Source organism: Chitinophaga sp. 10T418, from assembly GCF_056394125.1.
This window is the reverse complement of the sequence record NZ_JBFTHG010000003.1, coordinates 912,621-927,058: the sequence shown is the minus strand read 5'-3', so window position 1 is coordinate 927,058 and position 14,438 is coordinate 912,621. Positions and strand designations below refer to the sequence as shown.

Below are 14,438 nucleotides of genomic sequence, written 5' to 3'. Positions count from 1 at the left end.
CATTTAGTAAGGCAGGTCTTTACCCGTTTTGCCAGAGTTTTCTTTGGAGGGATAATTTAGTGAGATAGAGCATCAGGCCGATGATGCTGATAAAATAGACGATGTCACGACTATCGATTACGCCACGGCTGATGGAAGTATAATGGAACTTGATACCAGCCATTTGCAGGTAATAATCTGCCCCGCCGCTGAAAGCAGGTATTTTGCTGATGGCATCAAAACCATTATAAAGTATAAAGCAGGTAAAAAGCGCAATGAGAAAGGCGATCATCGCATTGTTGGTTAAGGAAGATGACCATATGCCGGTAGCTGTAAATGTTGCGCCCAGCAGTAAAAGTCCTATATAAGACCCTATGATGCCGCCGGTATCCAGTTGTTGGGCATCTACACTTAACTGCCGGATGGCGAAATAATATACAATGGTAGGCACCAGGGAAATGAGCACAATGACCATGCTGCCCCAGAATTTACCCATTACGATTTGCCAGCCGGTGAGTGGTTTGGTACTGAGTAATTCCATGGTACCGCTTTTAAATTCATCCGCAAAACAACGCATGGTGATGGCGGGGATGAGCAGGAGGTAAATGAGTGGCGCCAGGTTGAATAGCGGATCCAGGTTGGCGTAGCCGGTGTCGAGCAAACTGGTTTCCGGGAAAACGAAAAGTAATAATCCGTTTGCCAGCAAAAACAGGATGATGGCTACATAGCCGGTGACGCTGCTGAAAAACTGGTTTATCTCTTTCTTAAAGATGGCTAGCATGAACAGTTTGTAAGGATTAGGATATTAGTAAAGATACAAATATAGCTAAACGCTATTACCTTTTAGGCTATTGTATCGAGGTCTACACCATCTTTATACATTTCCCAGACAGGACTCATACTCCTCAGTTTATTGACCGCATCGGTAATGGTTCGGATGGCGTAATCTATTTGTTCATCTGTGGTAAAACGTCCCAGTCCGAAACGGAGGGAGGCATGTGCGAGGTCATCGCTCAGGCCCAGTGCTTTCAGCACATAGCTGGGTTCCAGTGATGCCGACGTACAGGCGGAACCGGTAGAGAGGGCAATGTTTTTATTAAAGCCCATCATCAGGGCTTCTCCTTCTACATACTTAAAAGACAGGTTAGTGGTATGTGGCAGGCGATGGGAAACGGAACCGTTTACATAAGACTGTTCCAGTTCCAGCAAGGCTTTTTCCAGGCGGTCTCTCATAGGTGTTATCCTTGCGGCATCTGCCGCCATTTCTGCCTGGCATAGTTCGCAGGCTTTTCCCAGGCCTACAATACCGGGTACATTCAGGGTGCCGGAACGCATCCCCCTTTCATGTCCGCCTCCATCTATCTGAGCGGTGAGTTTTACACGTGGTGACCGTCTGCGCACGTATAGCGCCCCTATTCCTTTGGGACCATACATTTTATGCGCGCTGAGGGTGAGCAGGTCTATACCGTTTGTATTGACGTCTACGGGGATTTTCCCAACAGCCTGTGTGGCATCGGTCATAAACAGAACGCCATGCTTTCTGGCTATATCGCTGATGGCACGTATTGGCTGGATCACCCCTACCTCATTATTAGCATACATGATACTAATAAGGATGGTTTGCGGCGTAATGGCAGCTTCCAGTTCCGCCAGATCTATTTCTCCTTCCCGGTTCACCGGTAGCCAGGTGATTTGCGCCCCTTGCTTTTCCAGGTGTTTACAGGTATCCAGTACCGCTTTGTGTTCGGTAACGGCGGTAATAATATGCTGACCTTTGCCGGCATACATTTCATATACGCCTTTGATGGCGAGGTTAACAGCTTCCGTTGCCCCGGAGGTAAACACGATTTCTTTGGGCTCCGCACCAATCAGCTTCGCTACCTGCTCACGGGCATAGTCTACCGCTTCCTCTGCTGCCCATCCAAACGGGTGACTGCGGCTGGCGGCATTACCATATACTTCCGTGAAGTAAGGTAACATGGCAGCTACAACCCTTGGGTCGCAGGGGGTGGTGGCGTTGTTGTCCAGGTAAACAGGCAGCTGTAACATATTTATCTTTCTATTTATATTAAAATCCGAACCAAACAAATTTACAACATAAGTTCTATTTTTACCGGGTTAAGCATATTCCGAAAAAGCTTTACGGATACTGCATTTCAACTACATCGATAAACTATTAAACATGCTCAGGGTAGAACATATTGGTATCGCGGTAAACTCATTGTCAGACTCCGTTCCACTGTTTGAAAAGCTGCTGAATACCGGCTGTTATAAACAGGAAGAAGTGAGTAGTGAACAGGTGATGACGGCTTTTTTTCAACAGGGAGAAACCAAAATAGAACTGCTGGAAGCAACCGGTCCAGGCAGTGCCATTGCCAAATTCCTGGATAAAAAGGGAGAAGGGATGCATCATATCGCTTTTGAGGTGGCAGATATTTATGCGGAAATGAAGAGATTACAGGAAGAAGGGTTTGTTTTATTACAGGAAACACCAAAAAAGGGGGCGGATAATAAACTGATCTGTTTCCTGCATCCAAAGCATAGTAACGGAGTTTTGATAGAGATTTGTCAGGAGATCAAGTAGACATTTACTTATATATTTCAAATATAAATAATAATAAATTTTTTAACTTTTTTTCCATTTTAGCAATCCAAAGGAATTATCCCTTCGTAAGTAATTATGAAACACCCCCCAAAAGGGCACAAAAAAGATAAGACCAAAATTATTTTATAAATTTTTGAACAAATACATTTTCCATTACGTTATATCTACAAACACTCAAATACAAAAAAGAACAATACTCAAAATATTACAGGACTTAAGCTTTATAGATTATTAACAGTTTAAGTTTTAACGATTACTCTAAAGTTGGCATAGGTTATGAACACCTGCGGGTTTTTTAGCTTGCAGGTCTTTTTTTTAAAGCTGCCTCTATATAAAGAGTGATTTACATTAAAATCAGGAAATCTTCAGGGAGGGATAGTACAGATGCTATTTCTAGCTTTCATTTCTATTAACGCATAGTATATTGGAGAAATTGTTTGAGGAATGATTTTTATTATGCACAGGATGAACAGTCGTTATATTTTTTTTATGTAAAAGATAAAGTCATGTAAAAGAGAAAGTCCGGATTACCCGGACTTTTCTCATTTTATACAATGTCTGTTTTTATTAATTAAATAAATACTTTATTCCCACCTGACCCTGCCAACGTGAAATCACATTCGTATTATCTCTCCACGAATTAGTAACCGGAATCTGGTTAGCTGCATCCTGGTATGGGAAGGAGAAAGCGGCTGCATTGGTGGTAGCACCGGTAGGATCTTTAAACTGACCTTCATACTTCAGGAAAGAAGGTACATTAGGTATTTTGGAAATGCCCCAGTTCTTATTTAGGAAGTTACCGAAGTTAATAATGTCGAAACTGATACGGATAGTATGCTTGTTTTTTTCCTTGCCACTGTATACAAAGATATCCTGTGTAATATTTACATCCATTCTCTTAGCGAAAGGTAATACCACCGCATTGCGTTCTGCATACTCACCGCGGTGACTGCTCAGGTAACTATCCTGTTTAATGAAGTTATCCAGCTGGTTCCAAATAATAGTGGCGGTGCGTTTATCAGCAGCAGTAGCTGGATCAAATCCTTTGTCACCATAACCTACTGGTACCAGTTTGATATCATTCCTGGTTTTCGGAATATAGATCAGGTCATTGTTACCGCCGGAACCATCATTATTCAGATCGCCATTGTAAGTATAAGAAGTAGCGCTGTAAAGTACGTTCACACTAGGCGCGGCTTCGTAGATCATACCAACGGAAGTGGCAAAATGTTTAGCCCAGGTAAATCTGTAAGTAGCAGCAGCCACCACACGATGGGGCATGTAATAGTTGGAATATCCCAATACATTTTCATTAGGATCTCCCTGAACCGGACGATCACGCCAGTTGCTCTGTGCAATGGAACCACCATCGTTTACGCTGCGCGCCTTGCTGTAGGTATAGGCGGCACTCAGGTAAAGATTATTTACATTTCTCTGCAGCTGTATAGTAGCAAAATAAGAGTATCCTTTACTGGTGTTACGCATCAGGATAGCATCGCTGATGTTAGGATTTCCCAGGCTGGTACCTGCTCCGTAAATCTTTGAACCGCTGTAGCGGAGACGGTGATCAGGTGTGCTGTCCAGCTGGAACCCGGTAGAAGGAAGATTTACGTTCTGGAAATATACGGCATTGATATCTTTAGAGTAATTGGCTTCTAATGTACCGATGATACCCCATGGTAATTGGCGATCTACTGCCAGTGTTACTTTTAATACCTGAGGATATTTGAAGTTCCTATCGGTAACGGCTATATTGTATGATTTGGATAACTGTCCTGAGTTATCGCGATAGGTATTCGGATCAGGATTGAATGGATAATTAATAACAGGTGTAGTGGCGTTGGTTTGTGCAGTAAACGATCCAAACTGTACACCGTTATTGCCTGCCTGGTTGCTGATCCATACCGCTGGTGGAGGACCTGCAAATAATCCGGCGCCACCACGCAGTTGCGTTTTACCATCGTGAGTGATATCCCAGTTAAAGCCAATTCTTGGTGAAATCAGTGGCGTGGTTTTAGGAGCCTGACCTACATCTATTTTTGCTCCATCTCTGAAAGTTAAAGTAGCCAGCGAATCATTTTTGTCAAATGTGCTGCCTATAACGGGTAAGTCTATACGTACACCATAAGTAAAGGTAAAGAAGTTGGTGACACTCCACTTATCCTGTATAAATGCACCCAGTTCCAGCATGTTTATTTTCGCATACGGGAAGGATTTATCCTTGGTCGTAGCATAAGATAACGCATAGCGGGATGCAGTAGCCAAGCCACCAGGTTTAGCGCTGGCATAGAAATCAGCCAGGGTATTGAAACGGTAGTTACCATTGTAGTTAGGTGCAAAACCATTCAGGAATGTTTTGTAATAGTTTTGCGTACCGATGGTGATTTCATGTTTCCCCTTGTACATGGTAAAGATGTCGGACAACTGGAATACATTGGTATTGAGCTTGTTGTTGTAAGTGAATGGCTCATAACCAAAGGCGGTATAGCTGGCGCCTTGTCCGTTCATAATATCCACCAGTGGGAAATTGCTTTCGGAGAGTGCTGCTCTGAAGTCGCGTAATGCAGAGTATCCAACCTGGAATTTATTGGAAGCGCGATTACCGATACGGGTATTTAATTCTGCAATGAATATGTTGAAATTATTGTTGATCGTATAGCCGCTACCGCTGAAAGGAAGACCTGTAGCGCTGGGCTGACGGCCACTTCCAACAGCGCCGCCACCTGGTGCACCACTGTTGCTGGCAGGGATATCTTTAAACGATTTCAGGTAGCTGTATTTAAATGTGAAGGTGTTGTGATCATTTACATTCCAGTCTACTTTAAAAGTAACTTTATCACTCTGCGTACGATAGGTATAATTCTGATAGTCGCCTGGATTGTATCCGTATTGACTCATCAGGAATTTTTTGAGCGCATCCAGGGTATCTGCTACTGCCTGGGAAACGTTACCACCCGCTACACCACCGGGTTTGTTGGCAACAAGACTGGTAGCCGGGGCTTTGATTCTTTCCTGTTCCGCGCTTACAAAGAAGAACAGTTTGTTGGGAATAATAGCACCGCCGGCAGAGAAGCCACGCATGTTGTAATTAAAATCCGGTTTAGGAACCGTGACGGTACCTACATTTCTACCTTGTAAGCCTGGTGTTTGTATGTAGGTATACACCGATCCTTTAAAGGTGTTGGTACCGCTCTTGGTAACACTGTTGATACCGGCACCGGAGAAACCACCTTGTCTTAYATCATAAGGAGATACGTTTACCTGTATCTGTTCTAAAGCTTCCAGGCTGATAGGCTGAGAAGAGGTCTGAGAGCCAAGTGTAGCCTGCAAACCGAAAGAGTTGTTGAAGTTGGCACCATCAACGGTGATGTTGTTTAACTGGTTGCTTCTACCGCCAATATTCAGGCCATTAGCGGAAGGTGTTAATTTGGTGAAGTCCTGCATAGACCGGCTGATAGTAGGTAGCCGGTCCATTTGTGAACGGGTAATGACTTCCTGGCTTCCGGTGCGTGCTTTGTTAATTACTTTGTTTTGACTGATAGAAGTAACTACTACTTCTGTAAGTGTGCTGGTACTGGGTTGCAGGGTCACATCTGCCTTGTATTCCTGACCCAGCGACAGGGAAATGTTGTCCCGCTTTTCGTCTTTAAAACCAATGTAAGAGACGGTGAGTGTGTAAGGACCACCTACACGGAGATTCGGTAAATTAAAACGACCGTCTTTACGCGAAACGGTATTGTACTTTGTGCCGGTAGGTACATGTATTGCTACAATGCTGGCTCCTGGTACGGGACCTTCTTTACTGCCAATAATACCCGCAATGTCTGCGGTGGTTTCCTGGGCAAACAGGGCATTAGGAATCAATAGTACGCAACAAAGCATACAAATGAGGTAACACCAAAGTTTTTTGTGCATGCGATTCAGATTTTGGTAAAGTTCAAATGACAGATTCAGGTATTAAAAATAATACAATTATGAAATCGTTAACATTTTTTTTGAACGATAGATATCCAGCCACCGAACCGCATACGCGGTTAAGCCAAAACCTTCTCCATACCTGTGCTCCTGGAGCCTTTGATCAGAATGTATGCGTGTTGTAGTTGTTGTTGCTGTAACCATTTTCCTGCTTCTGTTGCATTTTCCAGGAAGATGTAAGGGTGGTTTACCTTTTTAAAATCACCGCCTACCAATACCACGGCATCCCAGTGTGTGCGTTCCAGTAAGGTAATGAGGTCGGCATGTTCTTTTACACTATCGGCTCCCAGTTCCGCCATGGCACCCAACATCAGCACTTTTTTATCTGCCTGTATGCCTGCAAAGTTTTCAATGGCCGCTCTCATACTTGATGGGTTGGCATTGTAGGCATCCATGATGATGGTATTACTACCTTGTTGTATTACCTGTGAACGGTTGTTGGAAGGGGTATAATGTGCAATAGCCGGTGCAATATCTTTTTCCGGTACGCCGAAATGAGTGGCTACTGCTACGGCTGCCATTACGTTGGGAAAGTTATAGGCGCCTGTGAGTTGTGTTTGTATAAATCCTACCTGGCTGTTGCCTCTTACCTGTACTGCCAGGAATGCGCTGTCGGCAATGGCTTCTCCCACATAGTCTGCTTCGCTGCTGCCATAAGTGATGATGTGTGGAATGCCGGTGGCCATTTCTATCAGATAGCCGTAATCGTTACATACAAACACAGTTCCGTTGTTGGCGCGTAAAAAATCATAGAGTTCACCTTTCGCTTTCTTTACGCCTTCTTCGCTGCCAAAGCCTTCCAGGTGTGCTTTCCCGATGTTGGTGATCATGCCGTGGGTAGGCAATGCTACTTTGCAGTAACCGGCTATTTCCAGCTGGTGGTTGGCCCCCATTTCTATGACTGCTATTTCTACATCAGGTTGTATACTTAAAATAGTCAGTGGTACGCCAATATGGTTATTCAGGTTGCCAACGGTGGCGTATGTTTTTAAGCCGGCAGACAATGCTGCATTGACAAGTTCTTTCGTAGTGGTTTTACCGTTAGTGCCGGTAATGGCGAGTACGGGAATATTTAATTGTTGACGGTGCCGCAATGCCAGCTGTTGCAAGGCTTCCAGGGCATCGGCTACCAGCATCATTTTTTCCGGTACGGTAAAATAGGCCGCTTCATCTACCACTGCAAATGCAGCGCCCATCTCTAATGCTTTGGCGGCAAATTCGTTACCGTTGAAATTCCCACCTTTCAGCGCAAAGAAAATATCATTGGCTTTCAGTTTACGGGTATCCGTTTGTACCGAGCGGTGCTGCTCATAGATGCTGTATAGTTGTTCAATATTCACGGTCAATCTTATTTAGTGCAAAAATAAGTGGTTAATCATGTAATATAGCAGAATTTTATCTTCGTTTTGAAGCAACCAATTTAAATACTATCCCGTATAACACTTTCAGCAATCAAATTTTGAAAAACCTATGACAAGGATTACTTTTTTTTTATTGGCCATACTACTGTTTGCTGCCTGTAAAAATGATCAGGCTCCCGCGCCGGTGAGTGGCGGTGTTAACTGCGATGTTGCCAAAATTACAACAGCTTATGCATTGGCTGCTATGCAGGCAAACTGTAGTAACCGCAACTGCCATCCGGGTGGCAACTCGCCCACGGTAGCTGATTTTTCTACAGCAGAAAAGTTAAAAGCTTATATCAATACGCACCGTTCAACATACGAGTTGCGTGTTACCGGTCCACAGGCAGATATGCCACAGTCGATGGGATACCCCGCCCTCACACAGGGGATGAAAGATTCTATTGCCTGCTGGATCGCACACGGACTTCCGGATCAATAACTTTAAAAAAAGATAAACATGAAATACTGGCTGCTTTTGATAGGTGCATGGCTATCTGTGTCCGCTGCATCTGCGCAGGACGTGTATGCCTGCAAGAATACCCGTTTATCCTTTTTTTCTTCTTCTCCACTGGAAGATATTGAAGCAAAAACAGATAAAGGCGCATCTGCCATCAATGTAAAAACAAAAGATATTTTCTTTAAAGTGCCTGTCAGCACCTTTCAGTTTAAGAAAAAGCTGATGCAGGAACACTTCAACGAAAATTACCTGGAAAGTAATAAATATCCGTACGCCGAATTCAAAGGGAAAATTAATGACGCCCCGGAATTCAGCAAAGACGGTACTTATCCGGTAACGGTGACGGGTACACTTAATATCCACGGTGTGGATAAAACGTACACGGCCAAAGGAACCATTACTACCCAGGGCAGTAACATCTCGGTTACCTCTACATTTAATGTGCGTGTAGCCGATCACGGTATTAAAATTCCTTCACTGGTCATACAAAATGTGGCAGAAGTAGTAGCCGTAACGGTGAATGCCATCTATACTCCTTACAGTAAATAATAGCATCGTTCCATGAAAATTATCTCAACCATATTGTTATGCTGCATGGTCAGCATGTATGTGCAGGCACAAAATAACCTGGACAAGCTTTTTGATTCTACCGGCGTTACGCATACGAAAGTGCGGGATACTTATAAGTCTACCCGCATTGTACAGGGACAGTCCACGGAAATGCTCCGTAAACATGAGCTGGATTTCCGGGTTGCACACCGTTTCGGGGATGCTGGCGGCGAGTTTGGAGGTTCCAAAACGTTCTTCGGTACCGATAACTCTACGGATATCCGGATTGCTTTTGAATATGGTATCAGCGATAACCTGATGGTAGGTATCAGCAGAAGCAAGGGCGGTGGGGATTTACAGCAATTGTATGAGGGGCTGGTAAAGTATCGTTTCTTACAGCAAACCACCGATAATCATGTGCCCGTATCACTGGCATTATTTGGAAATATGGTGATCAGTGGCATGCCTTCCAGTACGGATATTGCTGCTGCCTCCCATTTTGCTGACGGATCTGACCGGCTGATGTATGTGGCACAGGCCATTGTATCAAAGAAATTTGCTGACAAATTATCATTGAGTCTGATGCCCACCTATGTACACCGCAACCATGTGGGATATATGGACATGAATAATATGTTTGCACTGGGCGGAGCCGGCCGGCTGAAACTCAGCAAAAGGTTGGGACTACTGGCGGAATATTATTATCCCTTCCGTACCCAGGAAAGTAAGGACTACTTCAAAGCCTCCAAAGGCATTACTTTCTATAACCCGCTTGGCCTTGGGCTGGAAATTGAAACCGGCGGCCACGTATTCAGCATAACCTTTACCAACTCCGCTGCTATATTGGAAAATCAGTTCATTCCTGAAACGACTACGTCCTGGTTACAGGGGCAATTCCGCTGGGGATTCAATATTTCCCGTAGATTTACGTTATTCGGGAAGAAAGATTGGAAAAAATAAGATGCCGCATACGTGAAAATTCGTGGTTAGCCAAAATTGCCGCCCGCTTTATGCGGGTGCAGTCTGTAGCCATGGTCCTGGGACGCACCATCCACTTGCATGGAGCGTCCCGGGAACGCTTTTTATCGGATATTCCGTGGATGCGGCATGAGGCTTGCCATATAAAACAATACCAGCATTTTGGTTTTTTTGGATTTTTATGGAGATATATGTCCGAATACCTGCGCAAAGGCTATTATAACAATGCGCTGGAGGTGGCAGCAAGGGCCTCTGAAGCCGATCCCGCCATACTGGATAATATTGAAATAGTCTAAAGAATCGTTAAAGTGGGGCTTATATCAGATTTTTTACAGCCACTGGTTTTATTTTTCTTATTTTTACGTTAAAGGTTGATTTTATGGTTAAGAAGGTAACAGAGGGCATCACCATCAGCGTGGAAACATTCTACCAGCCGGATTATTCAAATCCTATTGGAAGCGAATTCATGTTTGCTTACCGTATTACCATTGAAAACAATAACACTTTCCCTATTAAACTGCTCCGCAGGCATTGGTACATTATCGATTCCAACGGAACACACCGCGAGGTGGAGGGAGAAGGTGTGGTAGGTGTGCAACCATTGCTGGCCCCCGGTGAAACATACCAGTATGTCTCGGGATCTAATCTTCGAACGGAGATTGGCAAGATGTACGGTACTTATCAAATGGAAAACCAACTGGATAAGAAGATACTGGAAGTTAAAATTCCGGAGTTCCAGATGGTCGTTCCATTCAAATTAAATTAATTCCTGTCTTCGTTTAGCCTGTAATTCCTTATCGGGGCCTGTATTTTGAGGCTTTGAAAATCTCCGTCACGTCTTTTGATTCCATTAATTGCTGCAAGGTGACCTCCTTGTGCTCATCCATATATTTTTTTATGATCTGCCATCCCACAAAATTGGCAATTTTACCGGGCGCACTCTCGGGCATGCCCTGTGTAGAAGGGCCATCGCCAATAAAATGTGTGATCTGCTGCCAGTCGCTGGAGTAAACCAGGTTATTTTGTACAAAAAACTGCCAGATCATCTGCTCGTTTTCCCGGCACCAGTCCAGTTGGCTTTTCGTATAGCCCAGCTTGATAGTATCCGGTGTTTCTGGTAATACCTTGTCCAGGAAATACTGCTGCTTACCCGCTTCCATCATTTGTTCCAGCAGGTTACCGTTTTTCCTGGCGGGAGGATACAGTTGTTGCTGTATTACCTGCATACAGTTAACCGAAATATATTGCGGGGTAAACCGGTGGATCATATAATCCGGATAATCTGGGATCAGGGCATAAGGTGGGAAATCTTCCCCCATATACATATCCAGTCCGATTCCGAGTATAGAATCTACTGTAATGGCACCATAATTGGCTATCCCGGAAATAAAGGTGACTACTTTAGGCGGATGGAAAGCAGGAATATAGTACTTGATATGCCTGAAACACTGTGCCAGCTCTTCTTTCAGCTTTTCACTGTTGCCATATTTGGCGGCTACGGCTTTTTCCAGCTGCCGGAAGTCAGGCGTGGTGAGAAACAGGTGCAGTTGTTGTTGAACCGCCGCACTACTATCGGAATAGGCGCCCAGGTTCATGATATCCGTGACATACAGCGGCAGAAATACAGGGTAGTCTGCGTGCAGCTTCGCCAATCCGGGCTGTATATGGTTGGTATCTATGGTAAAAAGGGCAGAGTCAAAACGCGACAGGCTAACGGTCACGGGTATATGACTTACGTCCGGACCTTTTTTACCGGAATTGCAGGCTGCGGTGCCCAGCAGGGCAACCAGGCAACTTATCAGCAGGGTATATTTATTAATGTAACTTTGCATCACTCTTAAAACTCATCTAAGGTAAAATTATTATTTACCTTGTATTATAAAAAATTACGAATTAGCATCATCTATGAAGAAGATCATCATTTTGCTGGCTATCATGGGAATCGCGAAGGTCAGCATAGGACAGGACGGCTATAGTACTTTCAGGAGTAAAGTAAGACTGGGATTTACCGTAAATCCGCTGGTATCGATACTTAAACCACAAGAGTCGGGTGTAAACCGCAATAGTGCCAAAGCTGGATTGAACTTTGGACTGATGGCCGATTTTAACCTGAATGAAAAGGGGACTTATGCATTGTCTTCCGGCTTCCAGGTGCTGTTGGCAGGTAGTAAGCTGAAGTATGATGGTGGTAAAGGATTGAGCGATTATAAAGCCAACCCCGCGGAATACAATATGAAGCTTACCTATATAGAAATACCTGTGGCGTTGAAGTTGAAAACATCGCCGGATGAAGGCGGCATTGGCTTCTGGGGGCAATTTGGTACTTACCTGGATTTCCCGGTGAGTGGCCGTGCTAATGTGGTAACAACGAACGGATCTGTTAATCAAACCTTTGACCGGGTAAATATATTGCCGGAAATGAACCGGATTAATATAGGAATGCTGCTGGGCGCAGGTATAGAATACCCGCTGGGTGGGAGTTTAACTGGTCTTGCCGGTATCACTTATCAGAACGGATTTGTAGATGTAACCCGCAATGGCAAATGGGATGATGGCAGGATAAATATGAATAGCTTCGCACTCCGACTGGGAGTATTTTTTTAGCTGTTAGCTATTAGCTATTAGCTTTTAGCTGTTAGATAAGAGCGAAGGGATAAACATTAGCTGGTGAAGGCTGATATATTTTTGGGACAAGACTACTTTTTATTATGAATATTATACTGGCACAGCAGAATTATCATATTGGCAATTTTGAGAAAAACATTGCCAAGATCATTGAAGGGATCAACGCTGCAAAAGCCAAGGGCGCAGACCTTGTGGTGTTTACGGAGTTATGTGTTTGTGGATATCCTCCCCGTGATTTTCTGGAATTTGAAGATTTTATTGCGCAGAGTTATCGCGCCATTGATGTGATAAAAGCGCATGCTACAGATATAGCGGTGTTGGTAGGCGCGCCTGCCCGTAACCCGCAAAGGGAAGGCAAAGACCTGTTTAATGCAGCCTGGTTTTTGTATGAAGGCGAGGTGAAACAGGTGGTACATAAAACACTGTTGCCTACTTATGATGTGTTTGATGAGTATCGTTATTTTGAGCCATCCTACGAATGGAATATTATACCTTTCAAAGGTAAAAAGCTGGCGGTAACAATTTGTGAAGATATCTGGAACCTGGGAGATAATCCACTGTACCGTATCTGTCCGATGGATCAACTGATTGCGCAGGAGCCGGATGTGATGATTAATCTATCTGCTTCTCCGTTTGATTATGATCATGATGAAGACAGGAAAGAGATTATTCTCGGCAATGTATTGAAATACAAGATCCCTATGTATTACTGCAATGCCGTGGGATCTCAGACAGAGATTGTATTTGATGGGGGCTCTCTCATTTATGATGCGCAGGGAAATATTGCAAAAGAACTGCCTTACTTCCAGGAGGCGATTGACGGGATGTCATTGGAAGCGTTGACTGGCAGTGACTTGCCGCCGGTGAAGCCCGCTGAATTTACACCGCTGACCGAATTGGTATTTGATCATAATATTGACCGCATCTATGATGCATTGGTCATGGGTATCCGTGATTATTTCGGGAAGATGGGCTTTACCAAAGCCATTCTGGGATCATCAGGCGGTATAGACAGCGCTGTTACTCTGGCTATTGCCTGCGATGCGCTGGGGAAAGATAACGTAAGGGCCATACTGATGCCATCTCCCTACTCTACTGAACACTCCGTAGATGATGCGGTGGCTTTATCCAAAAACCTGGATAACCCTTATGATATCATCCGTATCAATGACATTTACGAAACCTTCTTGACCACGCTGGAGCCATATTTCAAAGGATTACCTTTCAACGTGGCGGAGGAAAATACGCAGTCCCGCATACGTGGCAATCTGCTGATGGGACTGTCCAATAAGTTTGGATATATTCTCCTGAATACGTCTAACAAAAGCGAGTTATCTACCGGCTATGGTACCTTATACGGAGATATGGCCGGAGGATTGTCTGTTTTGGGAGATGTATATAAAATGCAGGTGTATTCCCTGGCCCGTTATATCAACCGGCACCAGGAAATTATACCGGTGAATATCATTGACAAAGCGCCTTCTGCGGAGTTGCGTCCTGATCAGAAAGACAGCGACAGCTTACCGGATTACGCCATACTTGATAAAATCCTGTATCAGTACATAGAGCGCCGTCAGGGACCACGGGAAATAGTAGCAAAGGGCTTTGACTCGGCTTTGGTTTCGCGGGCCTTAAAGATGGTCAACACCAATGAATACAAGCGAAATCAATTCTGTCCTATTATACGGGTATCTTCCAAAGCCTTTGGTGTGGGTAGAAGGGTACCGATAGTAGGGAAATACCTGAGCTGAACCAGCTTTCAGCCATTAGCTTTTAGCTTTTAGTAAATGCAGCGAAGATGATGTAATGTTGATCTTCGCTGCATTTACTAAAAGCTAAAAGCTAATGGCTAAAAGCTATTTTAATA

13 protein-coding genes are annotated in these 14,438 nt (G+C 44.2%); 8 read left to right on the top strand and 5 right to left on the bottom strand.

What is annotated here, in order from left to right:
- Positions 1–19: 19 nt before the first annotated feature.
- Positions 20–760, bottom strand: a complete 741-nt coding sequence (gene gldF / locus AC1DCV_RS11880) for a gliding motility-associated ABC transporter permease subunit GldF (RefSeq protein WP_441573216.1) — start codon at positions 758–760, stop codon at positions 20–22.
- Between the two features lie 62 nt (positions 761–822).
- Positions 823–2,028: an IscS subfamily cysteine desulfurase gene (locus tag AC1DCV_RS11875; protein WP_477023378.1), complete on the bottom strand. Its 1,206-nt coding sequence runs from the start codon at positions 2,026–2,028 to the stop codon at positions 823–825.
- 133 nt (positions 2,029–2,161) lie between these two features.
- Here AC1DCV_RS11875 and mce point away from each other — a divergent pair, with 133 nt between their 5' ends.
- On the top strand, positions 2,162–2,563 hold the full coding sequence (mce, locus tag AC1DCV_RS11870; protein WP_477023377.1) for a methylmalonyl-CoA epimerase: 402 nt from the start codon (positions 2,162–2,164) through the stop codon (positions 2,561–2,563).
- Positions 2,564–3,151: 588 nt separating this feature from the next.
- On the opposite strand, the gene AC1DCV_RS11865 is transcribed toward mce, so the two are convergent.
- Together AC1DCV_RS11865 and AC1DCV_RS11860 are read right to left on the bottom strand one after the other, a co-directional pair.
- The gene (locus AC1DCV_RS11865) at positions 3,152–6,499 is read right to left on the bottom strand and encodes a TonB-dependent receptor (protein WP_477023376.1); all 3,348 of its coding nucleotides are present in this window, start codon (positions 6,497–6,499) and stop codon (positions 3,152–3,154) included.
- A gap of 119 nt (positions 6,500–6,618) precedes the next feature.
- The gene (locus tag AC1DCV_RS11860; protein ID WP_477023375.1) at positions 6,619–7,899 is read right to left on the bottom strand and encodes a UDP-N-acetylmuramoyl-tripeptide--D-alanyl-D-alanine ligase; all 1,281 of its coding nucleotides are present in this window, start codon (positions 7,897–7,899) and stop codon (positions 6,619–6,621) included.
- Positions 7,900–8,029: 130 nt separating this feature from the next.
- On the opposite strand from AC1DCV_RS11860, the gene AC1DCV_RS11855 reads away from it, so the two are divergent.
- The 5 genes from AC1DCV_RS11855 (at position 8,030) to apaG (ending at position 10,712) form a co-directional block, all read left to right on the top strand.
- Entirely contained in the window at positions 8,030–8,401 is a 372-nt protein-coding gene (locus AC1DCV_RS11855) for a hypothetical protein (RefSeq protein ID WP_441573221.1), read from the top strand.
- A gap of 18 nt (positions 8,402–8,419) precedes the next feature.
- The gene (locus tag AC1DCV_RS11850; RefSeq protein ID WP_477023374.1) at positions 8,420–8,968 is read left to right on the top strand and encodes a YceI family protein; all 549 of its coding nucleotides are present in this window, start codon (positions 8,420–8,422) and stop codon (positions 8,966–8,968) included.
- Between the two features lie 12 nt (positions 8,969–8,980).
- Complete coding sequence (locus AC1DCV_RS11845) at positions 8,981–9,928, top strand: DUF5777 family beta-barrel protein (protein ID WP_477023373.1); 948 nt, start codon at positions 8,981–8,983, stop codon at positions 9,926–9,928.
- A 50-nt stretch (positions 9,929–9,978) separates the two neighbouring features.
- The gene (locus AC1DCV_RS11840; protein WP_477023372.1) at positions 9,979–10,242 is read left to right on the top strand and encodes a DUF4157 domain-containing protein; all 264 of its coding nucleotides are present in this window, start codon (positions 9,979–9,981) and stop codon (positions 10,240–10,242) included.
- An 83-nt stretch (positions 10,243–10,325) separates the two neighbouring features.
- Complete coding sequence (gene apaG / locus AC1DCV_RS11835; protein WP_106526994.1) at positions 10,326–10,712, top strand: Co2+/Mg2+ efflux protein ApaG; 387 nt, start codon at positions 10,326–10,328, stop codon at positions 10,710–10,712.
- Between the two features lie 28 nt (positions 10,713–10,740).
- On the opposite strand, the gene gldB is transcribed toward apaG, so the two are convergent.
- On the bottom strand, positions 10,741–11,778 hold the full coding sequence (gldB, locus tag AC1DCV_RS11830) for a gliding motility lipoprotein GldB (protein WP_477023371.1): 1,038 nt from the start codon (positions 11,776–11,778) through the stop codon (positions 10,741–10,743).
- Between the two features lie 73 nt (positions 11,779–11,851).
- On the opposite strand from gldB, the gene AC1DCV_RS11825 reads away from it, so the two are divergent.
- A complete protein-coding gene (locus tag AC1DCV_RS11825) occupies positions 11,852–12,550 on the top strand; it encodes a porin family protein (protein ID WP_477023370.1) in 699 nt (232 codons plus the stop codon).
- Between the two features lie 104 nt (positions 12,551–12,654).
- A complete protein-coding gene (locus tag AC1DCV_RS11820) occupies positions 12,655–14,322 on the top strand; it encodes an NAD+ synthase (protein ID WP_477023369.1) in 1,668 nt (555 codons plus the stop codon).
- Positions 14,323–14,438 lie beyond the last annotated feature (116 nt).